The organism is Pseudomonas sp. GW821-FHT10B02 (genome assembly GCF_059415665.1).
The window spans coordinates 211,088-229,852 of sequence record NZ_JBWKNR010000013.1 but is presented as its reverse complement, the minus strand read 5'-3'; the positions used below and the strand labels follow the sequence as shown (position 1 = coordinate 229,852).

General features: G+C 60.3%; 22 protein-coding genes. 14 read left to right on the top strand and 8 right to left on the bottom strand.

From position 1 onward, the window contains the following. Positions 1-227 precede the first annotated feature (227 nt). Positions 228-1,115: a threonine/homoserine exporter RhtA gene (gene rhtA, locus AC07OF_RS20220; protein WP_157193282.1), complete on the top strand. Its 888-nt coding sequence runs from the start codon at positions 228-230 to the stop codon at positions 1,113-1,115. A gap of 182 nt (positions 1,116-1,297) precedes the next feature. Next, complete coding sequence (locus AC07OF_RS20215; protein ID WP_038612949.1) at positions 1,298-1,579, top strand: hypothetical protein; 282 nt, start codon at positions 1,298-1,300, stop codon at positions 1,577-1,579. A gap of 64 nt (positions 1,580-1,643) precedes the next feature. Here AC07OF_RS20215 and AC07OF_RS20210 read toward each other — a convergent pair whose 3' ends face one another. After that, a complete protein-coding gene (locus AC07OF_RS20210) occupies positions 1,644-3,452 on the bottom strand; it encodes an aminopeptidase P family protein (RefSeq protein WP_157193283.1) in 1,809 nt (602 codons plus the stop codon). A 56-nt stretch (positions 3,453-3,508) separates the two neighbouring features. After that, positions 3,509-4,669, bottom strand: coding sequence for a cysteine desulfurase family protein (locus AC07OF_RS20205; protein ID WP_157193284.1), 1,161 nt, complete (start codon positions 4,667-4,669; stop codon positions 3,509-3,511). A gap of 254 nt (positions 4,670-4,923) precedes the next feature. On the opposite strand from AC07OF_RS20205, the gene AC07OF_RS20200 reads away from it, so the two are divergent. Continuing rightward, the gene (locus tag AC07OF_RS20200) at positions 4,924-6,033 is read left to right on the top strand and encodes a DUF3182 family protein (protein ID WP_157193285.1); all 1,110 of its coding nucleotides are present in this window, start codon (positions 4,924-4,926) and stop codon (positions 6,031-6,033) included. After that, positions 6,020-6,790 carry an alpha/beta hydrolase family protein gene (locus AC07OF_RS20195; protein WP_157193286.1) on the top strand — a complete coding sequence of 257 codons (771 nt, stop codon included), beginning with the start codon at positions 6,020-6,022 and terminating at the stop codon, positions 6,788-6,790. Before AC07OF_RS20200 ends, AC07OF_RS20195 begins: the two co-directional genes overlap by 14 nt. Here AC07OF_RS20195 and AC07OF_RS20190 read toward each other — a convergent pair. Continuing rightward, positions 6,766-7,149 (bottom strand): antibiotic biosynthesis monooxygenase, encoded by a 384-nt coding sequence (locus tag AC07OF_RS20190; RefSeq protein WP_038612959.1) that lies wholly within the window; start codon positions 7,147-7,149, stop codon positions 6,766-6,768. The genes AC07OF_RS20195 and AC07OF_RS20190 overlap by 25 nt on opposite strands. A gap of 88 nt (positions 7,150-7,237) precedes the next feature. Between AC07OF_RS20190 and soxR the strand changes: the two genes are divergently transcribed. After that, positions 7,238-7,708, top strand: coding sequence for a redox-sensitive transcriptional activator SoxR (gene soxR / locus AC07OF_RS20185; protein ID WP_157193287.1), 471 nt, complete (start codon positions 7,238-7,240; stop codon positions 7,706-7,708). A 34-nt stretch (positions 7,709-7,742) separates the two neighbouring features. On the opposite strand, the gene AC07OF_RS20180 is transcribed toward soxR, so the two are convergent. Next, the gene (locus tag AC07OF_RS20180) at positions 7,743-8,720 is read right to left on the bottom strand and encodes a GlxA family transcriptional regulator (protein WP_157193288.1); all 978 of its coding nucleotides are present in this window, start codon (positions 8,718-8,720) and stop codon (positions 7,743-7,745) included. Between the two features lie 106 nt (positions 8,721-8,826). Between AC07OF_RS20180 and AC07OF_RS20175 the strand changes: the two genes are divergently transcribed. After that, positions 8,827-9,396, top strand: coding sequence for a cysteine hydrolase family protein (locus AC07OF_RS20175; RefSeq protein ID WP_157193289.1), 570 nt, complete (start codon positions 8,827-8,829; stop codon positions 9,394-9,396). Here the strand turns inward: AC07OF_RS20175 and AC07OF_RS20170 are convergent. Continuing rightward, positions 9,393-9,956, bottom strand: coding sequence for a helix-turn-helix domain-containing protein (locus AC07OF_RS20170; RefSeq protein WP_157193290.1), 564 nt, complete (start codon positions 9,954-9,956; stop codon positions 9,393-9,395). The two genes, AC07OF_RS20175 and AC07OF_RS20170, sit on opposite strands and share 4 nt — an antisense overlap. Positions 9,957-10,039: 83 nt before the next feature. On the opposite strand from AC07OF_RS20170, the gene AC07OF_RS20165 reads away from it, so the two are divergent. The 7 genes from AC07OF_RS20165 to AC07OF_RS20135 all read left to right on the top strand — a co-directional run bounded on the left by AC07OF_RS20165 (position 10,040) and on the right by AC07OF_RS20135 (position 17,197). Further along, entirely contained in the window at positions 10,040-10,987 is a 948-nt protein-coding gene (locus AC07OF_RS20165) for a DMT family transporter (protein ID WP_157193291.1), read from the top strand. Between the two features lie 149 nt (positions 10,988-11,136). Continuing rightward, positions 11,137-14,052: a monovalent cation/H+ antiporter subunit A gene (locus AC07OF_RS20160; RefSeq protein WP_038612971.1), complete on the top strand. Its 2,916-nt coding sequence runs from the start codon at positions 11,137-11,139 to the stop codon at positions 14,050-14,052. Further along, entirely contained in the window at positions 14,052-14,396 is a 345-nt protein-coding gene (locus tag AC07OF_RS20155; RefSeq protein WP_010224297.1) for a Na+/H+ antiporter subunit C, read from the top strand. The genes AC07OF_RS20160 and AC07OF_RS20155 overlap by 1 nt, the downstream gene beginning before the upstream one ends. Continuing rightward, positions 14,393-16,075, top strand: coding sequence for a monovalent cation/H+ antiporter subunit D (locus tag AC07OF_RS20150; protein WP_495073368.1), 1,683 nt, complete (start codon positions 14,393-14,395; stop codon positions 16,073-16,075). The genes AC07OF_RS20155 and AC07OF_RS20150 overlap by 4 nt, the downstream gene beginning before the upstream one ends. Continuing rightward, on the top strand, positions 16,072-16,560 hold the full coding sequence (locus AC07OF_RS20145; RefSeq protein ID WP_157193293.1) for a Na+/H+ antiporter subunit E: 489 nt from the start codon (positions 16,072-16,074) through the stop codon (positions 16,558-16,560). The genes AC07OF_RS20150 and AC07OF_RS20145 overlap by 4 nt, the downstream gene beginning before the upstream one ends. Then, positions 16,557-16,835, top strand: a complete 279-nt coding sequence (locus tag AC07OF_RS20140) for a K+/H+ antiporter subunit F (protein ID WP_038612978.1) — start codon at positions 16,557-16,559, stop codon at positions 16,833-16,835. Before AC07OF_RS20145 ends, AC07OF_RS20140 begins: the two co-directional genes overlap by 4 nt. Beyond that, entirely contained in the window at positions 16,832-17,197 is a 366-nt protein-coding gene (locus AC07OF_RS20135; RefSeq protein ID WP_038612980.1) for a Na+/H+ antiporter subunit G, read from the top strand. Before AC07OF_RS20140 ends, AC07OF_RS20135 begins: the two co-directional genes overlap by 4 nt. A gap of 3 nt (positions 17,198-17,200) precedes the next feature. On the opposite strand, the gene AC07OF_RS20130 is transcribed toward AC07OF_RS20135, so the two are convergent. Further along, a complete protein-coding gene (locus AC07OF_RS20130) occupies positions 17,201-17,449 on the bottom strand; it encodes a hypothetical protein (RefSeq protein ID WP_495073367.1) in 249 nt (82 codons plus the stop codon). Then, the gene (locus AC07OF_RS20125; RefSeq protein ID WP_157193295.1) at positions 17,407-17,877 is read right to left on the bottom strand and encodes a hypothetical protein; all 471 of its coding nucleotides are present in this window, start codon (positions 17,875-17,877) and stop codon (positions 17,407-17,409) included. The genes AC07OF_RS20130 and AC07OF_RS20125 overlap by 43 nt, the downstream gene beginning before the upstream one ends. A gap of 317 nt (positions 17,878-18,194) precedes the next feature. On the opposite strand from AC07OF_RS20125, the gene AC07OF_RS20120 reads away from it, so the two are divergent. Continuing rightward, positions 18,195-18,407, top strand: a complete 213-nt coding sequence (locus AC07OF_RS20120; protein ID WP_157193296.1) for a hypothetical protein — start codon at positions 18,195-18,197, stop codon at positions 18,405-18,407. 8 nt (positions 18,408-18,415) lie between these two features. Here AC07OF_RS20120 and AC07OF_RS20115 read toward each other — a convergent pair whose 3' ends face one another. Further along, positions 18,416-18,631 carry a hypothetical protein gene (locus AC07OF_RS20115; protein WP_157193297.1) on the bottom strand — a complete coding sequence of 72 codons (216 nt, stop codon included), beginning with the start codon at positions 18,629-18,631 and terminating at the stop codon, positions 18,416-18,418. Between the last annotated feature and the right edge of the window lie 134 nt (positions 18,632-18,765).

Sequence of the window (18,765 nt, the reverse complement as noted above, 5' to 3'; positions counted from 1 at the left end):
TACCTGGAACAGCTAACTCGTTGAATCTCAAGGAGTTTTCCGTTCCGACTGCGCCGGAAGTGGGGCGAATTATAGAGCGTTTAAATCGAGCGTCAAGCTTTAATTTGGAAAAGCCTATACAAAAGAATAATGTGCACTATATTGCTCATTATTCCGGCTTTGCGCATCATAAGCCACAGACATCGACCTTGTGCGCCCGACCTATCTATAAGGAACACCCATCCACAATGAACGCCCAACCCCGCAGCCTGGCCGCCACGCTGTTCCCCATCGGCCTGCTGCTAATCGCCATGGCTTCGATTCAATCCGGCGCGTCATTGGCCAAGAGCATGTTTCCTGTCGTTGGCGCGCAAGGCACCACCACGCTGCGCCTGATATTCGCTAGCGTCATCATGCTGTTGCTACTGCGCCCCTGGCGTGCACGCCTGAGTGCCAGCACTCTGCGCACAGTCATCATTTATGGCATGGCACTGGGCGGCATGAACCTCCTCTTCTATATGTCCTTGCGCACAGTGCCACTGGGGATTGCCGTAGCCCTGGAGTTCACCGGCCCGCTTGCAGTGGCTCTGTATGCCTCGCGGCGAGCGGTGGACTTCCTCTGGATCGGCCTGGCCGTGGCGGGATTGTTGCTGCTGATCCCCATTGGCCAAACCGGCGGCGGAATCGACCTGATCGGCGCTGGTTATGCGCTGGGCGCCGGCGTATGTTGGGCCCTGTACATCCTTTATGGTCAAAAGGCAGGGGCCGAGAACGGCATTCAGACTGCGGCGCTAGGCGTAATGATTGCCGCCCTGTTTGTAGCGCCCGTCGGCATCGCCCATGCAGGCAGCGCATTGCTCAACCCGGCACTACTGCCGATCGCTCTTGGTGTCGCGATACTCTCAACCGCCCTGCCCTACAGCCTGGAGATGGTCGCGCTCACACGTATGCCTACCAGGACCTTTGGCACGCTGATGAGCATCGAACCTGCTTTTGGCGCACTCTCGGGATTGCTGTTTCTCGGGGAAGTCCTGAGCGTTACGCAATGGCTGGCCATCGGGGCGATCATTGCCGCGTCAGTGGGGGCAACACTGTCAATGCGCAAGGAAAGCCCGGCCCTGATAGCCGCTGACTGATTTGAGAAATATTTGCATTTAAATCAAAACTGGTCATTGTGCCGAGCATCTACGATCTTTAAGCTGTCATGGAACGTCAATCTTGGTGTTATCTAATTGACAAGACAGGGACGCAAGAAGCATCAGGAATAAGCTACAGACACAGACCCGGGCGACAGATCCGGCACGTATTAAGGACGGGAATGAAACGAATTTTGCTCATCCTGGCCATGTTGGCCATTGCTGGGTGCGCGGCGACTGCGAAAACTGAAGTCAAGCGCGGCAAGAAAGGCCTGCATATCAGTTGCTCGGGCCTCTCGTCATCCTGGGACAAGTGCTATAGCAAAGCGACCACGGCCTGCGGCGAAAAAGGCTACAAGGTGATCGCCCGCTCTGGCGACGACGACGCGGAGTCTGGCGACTTCCTTTTCGGACTCAACCCGGCCGGATACACCAGTCGCAGCATGATCGTGATCTGCAAATAAAGAACATTCAGCACAAAGGGCAGCCAGATGGCTGCCCTTTGTGCTTACGCCGATACCCTCAGGATCAGAGCGCTTGAGTGCGCGCCCGCAACCATTGCAGCGCTGCCCCATCGAGCAGCGGTGCAAGACGCTCTCGCACCAGTTGATGGTAGCCATTGAGCCAACTGCGTTCCTGCTCGCTCAACTGTTCCGACAGCAGGCAGCGAGTGTCGATCGGGCACAGCGTCAGGGTTTCGAATTCAAGGAAGTCGCCAAACTCGCTGCTCCCCGCTTCACGGTTGAAAACCAGGTTCTCGATTCGTACCCCCCACTGCCCTGGACGGTAGGTGCCCGGTTCGATTGAGGTAATCATCCCGGCCTGCATCGCTGTCTGCGGTGCCGTTGCCGCCTGGTAGGCAATGACCTGTGGTCCTTCATGCACGTTCATGAAGTAACCGACACCATGCCCGGTACCATGACCATAATCGACCTGATCGGCCCAGATCGGCGCCCGGGCGATGGCATCGAGCAACGGTGAAAGGATGCCTCGCGGGAACCGCGCGCGTGACAACGCAATCACGCCCTTGAGCACCCGGGTACAGTCCTGCTTCTGCTCAAGACTTGGTATGCCTATTGGCACCATGCGGGTGATATCCGTGGTACCACCCAGATACTGCCCTCCCGAGTCAATCAGCAGCAAGCCATCGCCTTCGATACGGGCATGGGACGCTTCGGTCGCACGGTAGTGCGGCATGGCACCGTTGGCATTGAAAGCGGCGATGGTCGAAAAGCTCAACGACACGAAGCCGGGGCGACGGGCACGGGCAGCGCTGAGCTGCTCATCGATGGTCAGCTCAGTGACCGACTCGCGCCCCAGCGCGACCTCGAGCCAGGCGAAGAACTCACATAGCGCTGCACCATCCTGCTCCATGGCATTGCGGATGTGGTCCAGGTCCTGCGTACTTTTCTGCGATTTGGCCAGGGTCGTGGGATTGATACCTTCGACCAGTCGTACTTCACTCGACAAATTGTCAATCAATCCCTGGGTAACCCGTGCCGCATCGATCAGCAGGCTATCGCCGCCCGGAACGGCGGCCAATGCCGCATGGATTGCCGTGTAATCGCGCACTTCAATGCCATCGGCCTCGAGCGCTTGGCACAGCGATGCATCCAGCTTGCTGGGCGCAACAAAGAGGATCGCCTTTTCCTGGCCAACCAGTGCAAAGGATACGAACACCGGATTGTAGGAGACGTCACTGCCCCGCAAGTTGAACAGCCAGGCGATATCGTCGAGGGTGGCAATGAAGTGCCAGTCGGCGCCACGTTCGCGTAGGGTCTGGCGCAGTCGGGCAAGTTTTTCGGCGCGACTCACCGTCGCTTCGGGCGGCAGGTGCTGGTACACCGGGTTGCCTGGCAACTCTGGACGATCATTCCAAACCTGGGCAAGCAGGTCGTTCTTTGTGAGCAGGCGCGCATTGCGGGCCGTGAGGCGCTCCGCCAGCTGACGCGCCGAAGCCAACGCCATGACCGCACCATCAACAGCCACCGCGCCGCCCTCAGGTACCTGTTCGGCCAACCAGTCCAGCGGACCCGGCTTGCCCGGCTGCAACTTCATCAACTGAATACTGCTACCGGCCAGCTCTTTCTCAGCCTGTTCCCAATACCGGCTATCAGCCCACAGGCCTGCGAACTCTGGCGTAACGATCAATGTGCCTACCGAGCCCTGGAAGCCGGACAACCATTGCCGGCCTTGCCAATACTCTGGCAGGTACTCGGAAAGATGCGGGTCGGCCGACGGCACCAGCAGGGCGTCGACCCCTTCCCGATTCATCACCTGGCGAATCGCTGCCAGGCGTGCGTTCACCGCTCCCTGCGTTGAAGACTGAGTGTTCATGCTGACTCCTGCTACCACGGCATCCGTTGTTATAGCCGCAGATAATGGAGCAGGCTTCAGCCCCCGGCAACCGCCCAGAAAGGTTGCGACTGTAACGAGGCTTTGATTGCCGCCGCAGCCTGATCGACATCCTGCTCCCGGGTATAGCGGCCAAGGCTCAAGCGCATGGTCTGGCGCGCAAACTGCGGTGTGAGCCCCAATGCCAGCAACACATGCGAGGGCTTGTTGCTCGACGAGTTGCAGGCCGAGGTCGAAGAGAACGCCAGGTTATCGGCAAGAGTCGCAAAGTGCGGACTCGCGCCTTTGAAGGTCAGGCTCAGGGTATGGTCGATGCGCTGCACAGGACTACCGTTGATCTCAAGTCCGGAGATTTCACCAAGAGCTTCAAGCAAGCGCTGGCGCAATTGGCCAATGCGCTGCGCTTCTTCTGCCTGCAGGTCACCCGCCAGGGCAAACGCCGCGCCCATACCGACAATCTGATGAGTGGCCAGCGTTCCTGAACGCAAGCCGCCCTCGTGTCCGCCACCATGAATCTGCGCGTGAAGCAACGGCCGGGCGCGCTCACCAACATACAAGGCGCCGATCCCCTTGGGCCCATAGACCTTATGGGCCGAGAACGACATCAGGTCTACAGGCAACTGCCTCAAGTCGATACCGAGCTTACCGGCCCCCTGGGCGGCATCCACATGCAGCAACGCGCCATGATCACGAACAAGCTGGCCGATTGCAGCGATATCATTGACGGTGCCCAGCTCATTATTGACCAGCATCAGTGAGACCAGCACGGTGTCATCGCGCAGCGCCGCAGTTACTGCCTCAGGGCTGATCAGGCCCTGGGCGTCAGGGGCCAGACGCGTCACCGCAAAGCCTGCCTGCTCCAGTTGAAAAACGCTATCGAGCACGGCCTTGTGTTCGATCTGACTGGTGATGATATGGCCTGCCCGGTACCCCTGGGCAACGCCTTTGAGCGCAAGGTTGTTGGACTCGGTAGCCCCCGAAGTCCAGACAATCTGCCCGGCGTCTGCACCGACCAGTGTGGCAACCTGGACACGCGCCTGCTCCACAGCCTCGCGGGCTTGCTGGCCATAGCGGTGCGACCCGGATGCCGGATTGCCAAAGTTGCCCGAGGCACCAAGGCACTCGACCATCACCTGAATGACTCGCTCGTCGACAGGTGTCGTGGCGGCGTAGTCGAAATACAACGGGAAGCTGTTCATTGCTGCAGGCTCTCTGGTTGTCCATGCCTAGTAAAGAAGACGCTGCCTTTATATGCGCAGGCACGCATTGACTCTATAGTGCCTCAGAACCAATTAGAACGATAAATTATCAATACATATATTTATATAACCAGAAGTCAATTCCTCTTCCATTCTAGTGAACTTCCGAGCCCTCAGGCCTTCACAACATTACAGTCCTTGCATGAGGAGTGACCTCATGCCTGGAGGACCTGACGCCGCCGAGGAACTCGCCCATGCCCCGTTCGACCGACCACAAGCAAGGCGTCGTGCTGCTCGATACCCGCCAGCACACCCCCGAACACGAACACAGCGTGCACCTGAAGCTTGCCGAACGCCTGGCGCAGTTGCTCGATACACAGGTGGTTGTGCCAACCCACCCTCCAACCGCACATGACAACTTCTATTACCTACCCACCGAAACCCTGATCGATCCCGCTCGTTATCAGGAGATCGGCATTGCCTCGACCCAGGACCTGTTCGGTGGTGTGGTAGCCAGACCCTACATGGCCACCAAAGCCATTTCCCACCCCTTGCCTGCCAATGCCCGCTATCCGCTAGGCTGGACCGATGACTTTGCGCGTCAGGCCAGTGATGCCTTGTTACGCGGCTACACGGCGTTCAGCCTGGAAGACGCTGCGCATGCAGCCGCATTGTTGTTGCGTGACGGCCCATTACGGATCAAACCGGTTCGCGCCACGGCAGGCAGAGGGCAAACCGTGGTCACATCGATGGCAGAGGTCGAACAGGCGCTTACCGGCCTTGATGAGAAAGAGCTCGCGCTCTGGGGACTTACCCTGGAAGAGAACCTGACCCAGGTGCAGACCTTCAGTGTCGGCCAGGCTCTGGTGGCTGGCATCCTGTGCAGCTACTACGGTACCCAGCAGTTGACTCACGACCATAGCGGCGAAGAAATCTACGGTGGTTCGGACCTGGTGCTGGTACGCGGCGACTACGACACTTTGCTGCAACTCAGGCTCGAAGATGCTCTGCGCCTGGCCATCACCCAGGCCAGAACCTATGAGCAGGCGGCATTGCAGAACTTTCCCGGCTTTATCGCTTCACGCCGCAACTATGACGTCGCTCGGGGCATGAACTGTGAGGGCAAACCGCGCAGCGGCGTGCTCGAGCAATCCTGGCGCATCGGTGGTGCCAGCAGCGCCGAAATTCTGGCCTTGCAGGCATTTGCCGCAGACCCTGCACTGACACACCTGCGCGCCTCGACCCATGAAGTCTTTGGCACACCCGACCTGCCCGCCGATGCGACCATTTTCTACCAGGGGGATGACAGTGAACTCGGAAGAATCTGCAAATATGCACGGTTACGCGACTATGACCATCCATAGCGAGCCCATCGAGATCCACGTCGACGATGAGACCATTGCCGCAACCATCGTCAGCCCCGGCGACAAGGTGCCGGGCATTCTCTTCGTTCACGGCTGGGGCGGTAGCCAGCAACGCGACCTGGCCCGCGCCAAGCAGATCACTGGCCTGGGCTGCGTGTGCATGACCTTCGACTTGCGCGGTCATGAAAAAACCGAGAGCCAGCGCCTGAGTGTCACCCGTGAGCAAAACCTGGCAGATCTGCTGGCTGCCTATGACCGGCTGGTCAGCCATCCTGCCGTCGATACCAGTGCGATTGCCATAATCGGCAGCAGTTACGGGGGCTACCTGGCGACCTTGTTGACCGCCTTGAGACCAGTTAAATGGCTGGCCCTGAGGGTGCCGGCGCTGTACTGGGACGATGACTGGACAATGCCCAAGCACGGCCTTGATCGCCAACGCTTGAACGACTATCGCCGACGCCCGCTGGGGCCCGCCGATAATCGCGCCCTGGGGGCCTGCGCCGAATTCGCCGGTGACGTGCTGCTGGTCGAATCGGAGCAGGACGATTATGTCCCGCACAGCACGCTGATGAGTTACCGCTCAGCGTTCGTCAGCGCCCATTCCCTGACCCATCGAATCGTTGACGGCGCTGATCACGCGCTGTCCAGCGACCGCAGCCAGAAAGCCTACAGCTCGATTCTCGGCGCCTGGGTCAGCGAGATGATCATCGGTGCCCGCCTGGACCACTACCCTCACCACTCACCCTGGTATTCCTGAGCGACCGGCAGTTGGCAATGCAGCCCCTCCGTCGCGCTGCGCGACAAGCTGCTCAAGGTCTGAAAGGCGGCGAAGTTCACACCCTTGGCCTGATGCTGCTGAATCAATTGCAGGAAGGGCTCCTGTGCAAAGCTGCTGGCCGCCGCCTCCCAGGCGCTGCGCGACTGCCATTGCAGGTACTGCAGTACGCGGCAGCCATCAACACTGGCCTGAATGCTCGCACCCAGCAAGCCCGAATGGCGCAGCACCAGCGCTTCACTTCGCTCGTTCAGCGCCTGGGCCAGAGCATGCTGACGCTCTGGCATCACCTCGAATTCGATCATCTGGATAAAGCACAAGCTGCGCTCTGAAACCATCATCGGCATTTTCTCCCTGCCATTGAACTTGCGACGCGACGGCAGGCAGGGTAAAACCTCTAGTTAACTCAAGGTCAAGAGATTTATCACCATGCCTCAACCTTGCACCGCCGAGAAGATCATGACCGTCGGCCAGCTGGCTGCCCGCAGCGGGGTTGCGGTCACCGCCCTGCACTTCTACGAAAGCAAGGGGCTGATCCACAGCACCCGCAGCAGCGGCAACCAACGACGCTATCCTCGCGAAACCCTGCGCCGGGTGGCGGTGATCAAGATGGCCCAGCGCCTGGGCATCCCGCTGGCGACCATTCATGCTGCATTGCAGACGCTACCTGTAGGCCGTGCGCCCAGCGTCACGGACTGGCAACGGTTGTCCGAACAATGGCGCCAGGACCTGACCCGGCGTATCGACAAGCTGATGGTACTGCGCGACCAGCTCGATGGCTGCATCGGCTGCGGCTGCATGTCGTTACAGAGTTGCCCGCTGCGCAATTGTAATGACCAGTTGAGTGAGCACGGACCGGGACCGCAGCTTTTGGAGCCCGGACCGGAAGCAGCCGAATAGGCCAGGCTCAGGGCCAGCCCCCGGCAAGGCAGGATCAGCCGATACTACCCGCCACCCGCCGCCGATAGTCACTGGGCGCAAGCCCGGTGACCTTGTGGAAGACCTTGCGAAAGGCACCCGGGTCTTGATACCCCACTCCCCAGGCGATCTGGTCGATGCTGCGGTTGGTGAACTCGAGCATCCGGCAAGCACGACCAACCCGCACCTGCTGGCAGTACTCGGTAGGCTTGAGGCCCGTGGCGCTGCGAAAACGACGCAGAAAGGTACGCGACTCCAGGCCTGCGCAATCAGCCATGACCTTCAGGTTCACATCCCGCGCACCGCTGCTTTGCAACCAGTGCTGAACCTTGAGCACCGCTTCGTCGCCATGATCCAGGCGCGGACTGAAAACACTGCCGGGGGCGCTGCCACTCACGCGCTTCACCGCAAGGAACCGTGCGGTCTCGGCAGCCAAGGTCTCGCCCAGGTAACGCTCAACCAACCTCAAACCCAAGTCTGTCCAGGCCATCAGTCCGGCTGAAGTAATGATGTCACCGTCATCGAGCAGTGGCAGATTGGCCTCGACTCTCACCGCCGGGAAGCGCTCAGCCAGGGATTGAGCGAAATTCCAGTGAGTCGTGGCTGGCCGCCCATCAAGCAGGCCGCTGGCGGCGATGAAAAACACCCCAACACATACCGACACCAGCAAGGCGCCATTGCGATGCCACTGGCACAGATCCTGGCGATAACGTTCGAGCAACTCAGGGGACGGCGTCTGGGTCAGGCTCGGCGGAATGATCATTACCCGCAGCCGATGGTGACCACCCGGATGGCTATCGAACACCGCTGTCAGCTGCTGACCTGCGGTTTCGCTCCAATGACTGATACGCAGCTCCGGGCGCTCCAGCGCACCCAGCTCATGACGCAGGCGATTGGCGATAGCAAACAGGTCGGTTAACCCATGCACCGCTGCCGCCTGTGCACCAGGGTAGACCAACAGGCCGATTTCCAGCGTGTCGCAGCCTTGTGTCATTGTCAGTTTTTCCCGCCAATTTGTCGTTCGCGCCAATCTGCAAGCCTAGCGCTCAAGCCTATAACTATCACCAGGCCACAACCACTCACCGATAGAGGCTTTTGAAATGAGCAAGCACGCCCTGATCATCATCGACATTCAGAATGACTACTTCCCAGGCGGCAAATGGACTCTGGATGGCGCCGATCGCGCCGCCGACAATGCCGCCAGGATTCTTGCCGCAACCCGGGCCGAAGGTGACCTGGTGGTACATGTGCGCCATGAGTTCGAATCGGCTGATGCACCGTTTTTCACCCCGGGGTCAGAAGGTGCGCAGATCCACCCCAAGGTTGCCGCGCGGCCAAGTGAACACGTCGTGCTCAAGCATAAAGTCAATTCGTTCCTGAACACTGAGCTCAAGGCGCTGCTGGACGAGCACAAGGTCGAAGCGGTGACGGTGATCGGCAGCATGAGCCATATGTGCATCGACGGTTTCACCCGTGCCGCCGCCGACTTCGGCTATGCCGTCACAGTGATCCATGATGCCTGCGCCAGCCGTGACCTGGAATTCAATGGTGTGACCGTGCCTGCTGCCCAGGTACATGCGGCCTACATGGCATCGCTGGCATTCGCCTATGCCCAGGTGATCGCCACCGAAGAGTATCTGGCCGGCAATCACTGTGATGCGGCCAACTAGATCACTACGTTACGCACAAACCGCGTAGCCACCTCGCCATCGTTGCGATAGGCATGAATGCAATTGCTGGCATAACTGAAAAAGTCACCGGCCCGCAGCAAGTGTTGCTGATCGCCGATGGCCAGGGTCAGGCAACCCTCGGCCACATACAGTTGCTCGCTCCAGCCATCGGCATCAGCTTCGCATTGATACACCTCACCCGGCTCCAGTCGCCACTCCCACAACTCCACCTCGCGACTGGCGGCCGAGCTGGCCAGCAAAACCGCGCGGCTGCCGGGATGGACCCCGGCCCAGGCCAGCTCGTTGATGCGGCTCGGGTCGCGGTTGTCAGGGGCCTGGATCAGATCGGTAAAGGCCACTCCCAGCGCCTCGGCGAGGCGATCCAGGGTGGTCAGGCTGACATTGTTCTCCCCGGCCTCAATGGCCACAAGCATGCGTCGGCTGACGCCGGACTTTTCTGCCAGAGCACTCTGACTGAGCTCAGCGACGTGGCGCAGGCGACGAACGTTCTGGCTGACATGTTGTAGCACGGAGGCGCGCTGGCTGGAATTTTTGTGCACTATATTGCTCACCAATTGTATTTGCGCAGTATACTGCCCACTTCGCCGCAATTGTGCGTCGCCCTTCTTCCGTGTGCAAGGCCATGACTTCCATCAACCGCGCAGATCGCCCTTCCGTTTCGTTCCGGCTGAGCAGGGCCGAACTGGTCCTGGTGTTTATCACCATACTCTGGGGCGGCACCTTCCTGTTGGTGCATAACGTCATGACCGTCAGCGGACCGATGTTCTTTGTCGGCCTGCGTTTTGCCGCTGCCACGCTGTTCGTCGGCCTGGTCTCGGCCCGTGCTTTGTCGGGACTGACCGCTACCGAATTCAAAGCCGGCGTACTGATCGGGATCTCGATCATGCTCGGTTATGGCTTGCAAACCTATGGGTTACAGACCATCAGCAGCAGCCAGTCGGCCTTTATCACTGCCTTGTACGTACCCTTTGTGCCTCTGCTGCAATGGCTGGTACTGGGCCGTCGCCCAGGCCTGATGCCAAGCCTGGGGATTGGCCTGGCCTTTGTCGGTTTGATGTTGCTGGCTGGCCCGGAAGGCGGCTCACTGCAGTTCAGTACCGGCGAGATCGTCACGCTGGTCAGTGCCGTGGCGATCGCCGCGGAAATCATCCTGATCAGCCGCTATGCCGGCAAGGTCGATGTGCGCCGGGTCACCGTGGTGCAGCTGGCAACGGCCTCGGTGCTGTCGTTCTTGATGGTGCTGCCTACCCAGGAGCCACTGCCGGATTTCTCCTGGCTGCTGCTGCTCAGCGCCCTGGGTCTGGGCGCCATGAGTGCGGTCATTCAGGTGGCCATGAACTGGGCGCAGAAATCGGTTTCACCGACCCGGGCTACGCTGATCTATGCAGGTGAGCCGGTCTGGGCCGGTATCGTAGGACGCATCGCAGGCGAGCGCTTGCCGGGTATCGCCCTGTTTGGCGGGTTGCTGATCGTCATTGCCGTGATCGTCAGCGAACTTAAAATCAAACGCCGGGAACAGGCGCCCAACGTACTTGAAGCGCCTGAACAAGGACAAGAAGCGGGGCTGTAGGAGCCAAAACCGGTCTATCCTTTGAAAAAAACTGTTATAAAAAAAACGTTTGATACAGCGCCTTTGTAGAATTCTGCCACAGCTTCTGTGTTGGTGATCGACGGTACGCCACGTATGATCCCTTACAAACTCCTGCAGATTAGAAATCTATGTCCTTGATAGTGCTACTGCTTCTGCCGTTCATCGGCAGCTGCCTGGCGGCTGTCTTGCCGCACAACGCCCGCAACAGCGAGTCGTTGCTTGCCGGGCTCGTCGCCCTGGTCGGTACCGTCCAGGTAGCCCTGCTGTACCCGCAGATCGCCCACGGCGGGGTGATCCGCGAAGAATTTCTCTGGCTGCCGAGCCTGGGCCTGAACCTGGTCCTGCGCATGGACGGCTTTGCCTGGCTGTTCTCCCTGCTGGTGCTGGGTATCGGTACCCTGGTGTCGCTGTATGCGCGCTACTACATGTCGCCCCAGGACCCGGTGCCACGGTTTTTCGCCTTTTTCCTGGCATTCATGGGCGCAATGCTCGGCCTGGTAATCTCCGGCAACCTGATCCAGATCGTATTCTTCTGGGAACTGACCAGCGTTTTCTCGTTCCTGCTGATCGGCTACTGGCATCACCGCGCCGATGCCCGCCGCGGTGCCTACATGGCCCTGATGGTCACCGGTGCTGGCGGTTTGTGCCTGCTGGCGGGGGTACTGCTGCTCGGCCATGTGGTTGGCAGCTATGACCTGGACAAGGTCCTCGCTGCCGGCGAGCTGATTCGCAATCATGCCCTGTACCCCGTTCTGCTCCCCCTGATTCTCCTCGGCGCCCTGAGCAAAAGCGCGCAATTTCCCTTCCACTTCTGGCTGCCACATGCCATGGCTGCGCCTACGCCGGTCTCGGCGTACCTGCATTCGGCGACCATGGTCAAAGCCGGGGTGTTTCTCCTGGCACGTCTGTGGCCGGTACTTTCCGGCAGCGAAGAATGGTTCTGGATCGTTGGCGGCGCCGGGGCCTGCACCCTGTTGCTCGGCGCTTTCGCAGCCATGTTCCAGAACGATCTCAAGGGCCTGCTGGCCTATTCGACCATCAGCCATCTGGGGCTGATCACCCTGCTGCTGGGCCTGAACAGTCCCCTGGCGGCAGTGGCGGCGGTGTTCCATATCCTCAACCATGCCACCTTCAAAGCCTCGCTGTTTATGGCTGCAGGCATCATCGACCATGAAAGCGGCACGCGTGATATCCGTCGCCTTAGCGGCCTGTTCCGGCTGATACCGTTCACTGCGACCCTGGCCATGGTGGCCAGCGCTTCGATGGCCGGGGTCCCATTGATGAACGGCTTCCTGTCCAAGGAAATGTTCTTCGCCGAAACCGTGTTCATCAACTCCAGCGCCTGGATCGAAGCCGCCCTGCCGGTAATCGCCACCCTGGCCGGCACGTTCAGCGTGGCCTACGCCTTGCGTTTTACCGTCGATGTATTCTTCGGCCCGCCGGCCACGGACCTGCCGCATACCCCGCACGAGCCGCCGCGCTGGATGCGCGCGCCGGTCGAGTTGCTGGTGCTGACCTGCCTGGTGGTCGGCATGTTTCCGGCCCAGTCGGTCGGGCCGCTGCTGGCTGCCGCCGCCCTGCCGGTAGTGGGCGGTACGCTGCCTGAATACAGCCTGGCGATCTGGCATGGCTGGAATGCACCGCTGATTATGAGTCTGATCGCCATGAGCGGCGGCATCCTGCTCTACCTGCTACTGCGTAACCAGCTCAAGCTGGGCCGCTTCCCTTATCCACCACTGATCGAACGATTCAATGGCAAGCGGCTGTTCGAACACGGCCAGGTGCAGCTGATGCGCATGGCCCGCCGCTTCGAGCGCACCATGACCACCCGGCGCTTGCAAAAGCAGCTGTTCATGCTGGTGCTGGTAGCGTTCCTGGCAGGCCTGCTGCCGATGCTGCAAAGCGGCCTGAGCTGGGGTGACCGGCCGAAAATCCCGGGCTCCGGGGTGTTCGTCACGCTCTGGCTGATCGCTATTGCCTGTGCCCTGGGCGCCGCCTGGCAAGCCAAGTACCACCGGCTGGCAGCCCTGACCATGGTCAGTGTCTGCGGCCTGATGACCTGTATCACCTTCGTCTGGTTCTCGGCACCGGACCTGGCCCTGACCCAACTGGCGGTTGAAGTGGTTACCACGGTACTGATCCTCCTCGGCTTGCGCTGGTTGCCACGACGTATCGAGGGGGTTTCGCCTTTGCCTGGCAGCCAGGAGCAGGCACGCCTGCGGCGCCTGCGCGACCTGATTCTTGCGGTGCTGGTGGGTACCGGGATGGCGCTGCTGTCCTATGCGATGCTGACGCGCCCGACCCCCAACGACATTTCTTCGTTCTACCTGAGCCGCGCTCTGCCCGAGGGCGGCGGCAGCAACGTGGTCAATGTCATGCTCGTCGACTTCCGCGGCTTCGACACCCTGGGTGAAGTGACCGTGCTGGTTGCCGTGGCGCTGGCGGTGTTTGCCCTGCTGCGGCGCTTCCGTCCCCCCCGCGAGAGCATGCAACTACCGGCCCAGCAACGCCTGCTGGCACCTGACGTGGTCACCGATCTGGTCAACCCGCGCCAGGCTGCCGACACGGCACTGGGCTTCATGATGGTTCCGGCGGTGTTGGTGCGCCTGCTGCTGCCAATCGCCCTGGTGGTATCGATGTACCTGTTCATGCGCGGACACAACCAGCCCGGTGGCGGTTTTGTCGCAGGGCTGGTGATGTCGGTGGCCTTCATCCTCCAATACATGGTTGCCGGCACCCAGTGGGTGGAAGCGCAAATGAGCTTGCGCCCGTTGCGCTGGATGGGTACCGGCCTGCTCTGCGCCACCCTCACTGGCGGCGGCGCCATGTTGCTCGGCTACCCCTTCCTGACCACGCACACCGCACACCTGCATCTGCCGCTGCTGGGCGATATCCATTTCGCCAGTGCATTGTTCTTCGATGTCGGCATCTTCACCGTGGTGGTCGGTTCGACCCTGTTGATTCTTACTGCCCTGGCTCACCAGTCGGTGCGCGGCCACCGCCCGGCCAGCCAGCCCAAAGCCACCCAGACAGGAGCCGCCTGATGGAAGAAGTCATCGCAATCGCCATTGGTGTACTCGCTGCCTCCGGGGTCTGGCTGATCCTGCGCCCGCGAACCTTCCAGGTGGTGATGGGCCTGTGCCTGCTGTCCTATGGCGTCAACCTGTTCATCTTCAGCATGGGTAGCCTGTTCATCGGCAAGGAGCCGATCATCAAGGATGGCGTGCCTCAGGACCTGCTCAACTATACCGATCCCCTGCCCCAGGCCCTGGTGCTTACCGCCATCGTCATCAGCTTTGCCATGACCGCACTGTTTCTGGTGGTGCTGCTGGCATCGCGCGGGCTGACCGGCACCGACCACGTGGACGGCCGGGAGCCCAACGAATGAGTTTCATGAATCAACTGATTGTCGCGCCGATCCTGCTGCCGCTGCTCACTGCGGCACTGATGTTGCTACTGGGCGAAAAACGCAGGCCTCTCAAGGCCCGCCTTAACCTGTTCTCCAGCCTCCTGGGGCTGGCGATCTCGATTACCTTGCTGCTGTGGGTCCAGGCCCAGGGGCAAGCCAGCTCGATTGGTGTCTACCTGCCGGGCAACTGGCCGGCACCGTTTGGCATCGCACTGGTGGTTGACCGACTTTCGGCATTGATGCTGGTGCTTACCGGGATCGTCGGTGTCAGCGCACTGATTTTCGCCATGGCCCGCTGGGACGGTGCCGGGGCCAGCTTCCACGCGCTGTTCCAGATTCAGCTGATGGGCCTCTACGGGGCGTTCCTGACTGCCGACCTGTTCAATCTGTTCGTATTCTTCGAGGTACTGCTGGCAGCGTCTTACGGTTTGCTGCTGCACGGCTCCGGGCGGGCTCGGGTAAAGGCCGGCCTGCATTACATCGCCATCAACCTGTTCGCCTCGTCGCTGTTCCTGGTCGGCGCCGCGATGCTCTATGGTGTCACCGGCACCCTGAACATGGCCGACCTGGCCCTGAAAATCCCGCTGGTGCCGGAAGCCGACCGCGGCCTGCTGCACGCAGGTGCCGCAATCCTGGCCACTGCCTTCCTGGCCAAGGCCGGGATCTGGCCGTTGAACTTCTGGTTGGTGCCGGCCTACTCCGCCGCCAGCGCGCCCGTGGCGGCGCTGTTCGCAATCATGACCAAGGTTGGCATCTATACCGTGCTACGCCTGTGGACGTTGCTGTTTTCCGGTCAGGCTGGCGCTTCATCGTTCTTTGGTGGCGAATGGCTGGTCTATGGCGGCCTGGCAACGCTGGGCTGCGCAGCCGTGTCGATCCTTGCCGCCCAGCGCCTGGAGCGAATGGCGAGCATAAGCATCCTGGCTTCGGCGGGCACGCTCATGGCTGCCATCGGCTTCGGTCAGGCCGCACTGACGGCCGGGGCGTTGTTCTACCTGGTCAGCTCGACCCTGGCTTTGTGCGCCCTGTTCCTGCTGGCCGAGCTGATCGAGCGTTCGCGCTCGGCCAACGAGTTGCCACTGGATGACGACGACTGCCACCCTTCGCCGCTCGAATCCTTGCACCCACCGAAAGGCATCAACCTCGATGACGAACAGAAGGCCGTCATCGGCCAGGTGATCCCCTGGACCATGGCCTTCCTCGGATTGAGCTTTATCGCTTGTGCGCTGCTGATCATCGGCATGCCGCCACTCTCAGGCTTTATCGGCAAGATCAGCCTGATTGCTGCACTGTTCAATCCCCAAGGCCTGGGCACCAGCCCCGAGCAACCGCTCTCGATCCAGGGCTGGACCCTGGTAGCGCTACTGATACTCTCCGGCCTGGCCTCGTTGATTGCCCTGACCCGCGTCGGCATCCAGCGCTTCTGGACCCCCCAGGAGCGCCCCTCGCCGGCGCTGCGTCGCTATGAGTGCATTCCCATCGTGGTTCTGCTCGGGCTGTGTATCGCCTTGAGCGTACGCGCCGAGCCGCTGCTGCGTTATACCCAGGACACCGCCGCGAGCCTTCAGGACCCTGAGCAATATGTCAGCGCGGTGCTCGCTACCCGGCCAATCCCCGGCCCCACCAGCCAGGCCGCCAGCGCACAGGTGCAACCATGAAACGCCTGTTTCCCGCTCCGCTGCTGTCGTTGTCCCTGTGCCTGTTGTGGTTGCTGCTGAACCTCTCTGTAAGCCCGGGCAATCTGTTGCTTGCTGTAATGCTGGGCGTGTTTGCGCCACTGCTGATGGCGCCGTTGCGGCCCGTGACAGTACGCATCCGCCACCCCTGGACGGTCCTGCGCCTGATCATGCGGGTCGGCATTGACGTGCTGATCTCCAACCTGCAGGTGGCTCGTGGAGTCTGGGCCGCCAAGCGCCGTGCGCCGCGCTCTCGCTTCGTGCATATTCCACTGGACCTGCGCGATGCCCACGGCCTGGCGGCGCTGTCGATGATCACCACAGTGATCCCCGGCACTATCTGGTCGGAGCTGGCACTGGATCGCAGCATCCTGCTGCTGCATGTGTTCGACCTGGACGATGAAGCGCAATTCATCGAACACTTCAAACAGACCTATGAACGTCCGCTGATGGAGATCTTCGAATGACTGGCCTGCTTGCCAATGCCATTCTCGCCAGCCTGTTCATCTTTGCCCTGGCCATGGCTCTGACCCTGTTCCGGCTGTTTCGCGGCCCTTCGGCCCAGGACCGGGTTCTGGCGCTGGACTACCTGTACATCCTGGCGATGCTGATGATGCTGGTGCTGGGTATTCGCTATGCCAGCGACACTTACTTCGAGGGGGCACTGCTGATTGCCTTGTTCGGCTTCGTCGGCTCGTTTGCCCTGGCCAAATTCCTGTTGCGTGGCGAGGTGATCGAATGAATAACCTGAACGAACTGCCCTTCTGGGTCGAGTTGTTGGTTGCCGCATTACTGTTACTGAGCAGTCTGTTCGCCTTGAGCGGGGCGGTGGGCCTGATCCGCCTGAAAGCGTTCTTTCAGCGCATGCACCCACCGGCCCTGGCCTCGACCCTGGGAACCTGGTGCGTCGCACTGGCCTCGATCCTGTATTTTTCGGCGCTTAAGCAAGGGCCAGTGCTGCATGCCTGGCTAATACCGATCCTAATGGCAATCACGGTACCAGTGACCACCTTGCTGCTGGCACGCGCTGCACTGTTTCGCAAGCGCATGGCCGGTGATGACGTGCCGGAGGAAGTCAGCAGCGGGCGTGATCGTGGCCACTAAGCGCTATTGGGTCAGCGCCTGCAGTTCGCGGCGGACCATGGCCGCATACTCAGGCGGGCTCAACTGATACAACTGGCTGGCTACCCAATCGAACCAGCGCCCCTGCAGGCGCTCGCGTTGCGCAAGCCACTGCTCGGCTTGCTCACGGGCTTGGGCCTGATGCCGCGCATGGAAACCGGCACGTCCCAGTGATGCATCATTCGGCTCGCTCACTCGCTGGCCTTGAACGTGGTCAGCTCGCCTTTGCGCCATTTCGCCGCCTTGCCGGTGGCAGCCTTGAGAATCTTGCCCAGGCCTTCCTGCAGTTGCTCGCGAGCAGCAAAGATCATCACCACGCCCTGGCCTTCACGCAGGACGATGCCCTCACCTTCAGGTACCGAGACAAACGCATAATCACCCAGACCGTAGACGGTAAGCTTGATATCACGGAAACGAACTTCCAGCTTGCCACCTTCGCGACTGGGCAATACCGCAGCGCGGAAATGATCACCGACCTTGAGCTCCAATCGCTGTTTGTCATCGACAACCAGCGCGGTTTCAGTGTCGATTTCGGCCATGTACAGGCCTTCCGCGTTTTGTTCGGTGACATAAACAAAACGCGATTGAAACTGTTTGACCAGTTTGGCCCGAAGATCGCCCAGTACAAACAAGGCGTGTGTATCCAGATTACTGACTGCCAATGAAGAATTCCTCAAACCGATTACACGACGTCCCCCCACAGGAACAGCATGGCTCCCTGAAGGCACCGTCACTTCAATGTCGAAGTCTGAAAGACTAATGGGTATAAGCACGAAGCGTCTGTGCGGGCGGGTGCTGCCGCCTGAAGGAATCGTCATCCTTGCAGGCCAGCCAAGGCCCCACGACAGGCATTCGGCGGATTTCCGTCGACGGAAACGTACTTTCTGACATCAAAACTGCCAGGAAAATGCGATAGATACATCCAGGGCCCTCGGCAGAACGGGCCCCCGGATCAATCTACACATCACAGGGAAGGAATATGCACGAAAATACCGAAATCCGTCGAGAGGCAAGCAACATTTCTTACCTCAATATTACAAACCAAGGTTCAAGCGCGCATAGCACGCGCTACATCGTGGTGCCTGCCGGGATCAACTTCTTCCACATCACCGAACACACTACCGGGCAAGTGAAAGGCTTTCGCTGTCGACACATCGATGCCTGCGAACTGGCGCGAACACTGGAGCGTTGAGCCCGCCTTCAAACAGCCTGGCGTACTGCTCCAGGCTGTTGCTTACCGCGTAATTGCTCCAGCCATGCAAGCCGGCATTCCTCAGCCTCATCACGGCTGGCGAACGCAGTGCCACGCCGCTCGCCATTGACCAGCACAACCCAGCAAATACGCTTGCCAACCGCTTGCAGAGACGCAGGAACGCCACTGCCAATCATCACGGCGACATCGACTCGGCTATCCATCATTCCCTCCGGAATTTAATTAGCAACCTAACGATATCGCCATCATACGCCCGCTCCCGCGGCGGAAAAAGCTATTGCTGGTATAGCTGTATTGCATCGCAAGCAACAAACAGGCGAAAAGCATCAAGGCCCCG

Excerpts from the sequence above, each read along its gene's own strand:
- rhtA (WP_157193282.1), top strand. The coding sequence starts at position 228 with ATGAACGCCCAACCCCGCAGCCTGGCCGCCACGCTGTTCCCCATCGGC.
- AC07OF_RS20195 (WP_157193286.1), top strand. The coding sequence starts at position 6,020 with ATGACCATCCATAGCGAGCCCATCGAGATCCACGTCGACGATGAGACC.
- AC07OF_RS20180 (WP_157193288.1), bottom strand. The coding sequence starts at position 8,720 with ATGACACAAGGCTGCGACACGCTGGAAATCGGCCTGTTGGTCTACCCT.
- AC07OF_RS20135 (WP_038612980.1), top strand. The coding sequence starts at position 16,832 with ATGAATAACCTGAACGAACTGCCCTTCTGGGTCGAGTTGTTGGTTGCC.
- AC07OF_RS20140 (WP_038612978.1), top strand. The coding sequence starts at position 16,557 with ATGACTGGCCTGCTTGCCAATGCCATTCTCGCCAGCCTGTTCATCTTT.
- AC07OF_RS20120 (WP_157193296.1), top strand. The coding sequence starts at position 18,195 with ATGCACGAAAATACCGAAATCCGTCGAGAGGCAAGCAACATTTCTTAC.
- AC07OF_RS20205 (WP_157193284.1), bottom strand. The coding sequence starts at position 4,669 with ATGAACAGCTTCCCGTTGTATTTCGACTACGCCGCCACGACACCTGTC.
- AC07OF_RS20200 (WP_157193285.1), top strand. The coding sequence starts at position 4,924 with ATGCCCCGTTCGACCGACCACAAGCAAGGCGTCGTGCTGCTCGATACC.
- soxR (WP_157193287.1), top strand. The coding sequence starts at position 7,238 with ATGCCTCAACCTTGCACCGCCGAGAAGATCATGACCGTCGGCCAGCTG.
- AC07OF_RS20165 (WP_157193291.1), top strand. The coding sequence starts at position 10,040 with ATGACTTCCATCAACCGCGCAGATCGCCCTTCCGTTTCGTTCCGGCTG.
- AC07OF_RS20160 (WP_038612971.1), top strand. The coding sequence starts at position 11,137 with ATGTCCTTGATAGTGCTACTGCTTCTGCCGTTCATCGGCAGCTGCCTG.
- AC07OF_RS20115 (WP_157193297.1), bottom strand. The coding sequence starts at position 18,631 with ATGGATAGCCGAGTCGATGTCGCCGTGATGATTGGCAGTGGCGTTCCT.
- AC07OF_RS20130 (WP_495073367.1), bottom strand. The coding sequence starts at position 17,449 with ATGGCGCAAAGGCGAGCTGACCACGTTCAAGGCCAGCGAGTGAGCGAG.
- AC07OF_RS20155 (WP_010224297.1), top strand. The coding sequence starts at position 14,052 with ATGGAAGAAGTCATCGCAATCGCCATTGGTGTACTCGCTGCCTCCGGG.
- AC07OF_RS20210 (WP_157193283.1), bottom strand. The coding sequence starts at position 3,452 with ATGAACACTCAGTCTTCAACGCAGGGAGCGGTGAACGCACGCCTGGCA.
- AC07OF_RS20145 (WP_157193293.1), top strand. The coding sequence starts at position 16,072 with ATGAAACGCCTGTTTCCCGCTCCGCTGCTGTCGTTGTCCCTGTGCCTG.
- AC07OF_RS20190 (WP_038612959.1), bottom strand. The coding sequence starts at position 7,149 with ATGATGGTTTCAGAGCGCAGCTTGTGCTTTATCCAGATGATCGAATTC.
- AC07OF_RS20175 (WP_157193289.1), top strand. The coding sequence starts at position 8,827 with ATGAGCAAGCACGCCCTGATCATCATCGACATTCAGAATGACTACTTC.
- AC07OF_RS20150 (WP_495073368.1), top strand. The coding sequence starts at position 14,393 with ATGAGTTTCATGAATCAACTGATTGTCGCGCCGATCCTGCTGCCGCTG.
- AC07OF_RS20215 (WP_038612949.1), top strand. The coding sequence starts at position 1,298 with ATGAAACGAATTTTGCTCATCCTGGCCATGTTGGCCATTGCTGGGTGC.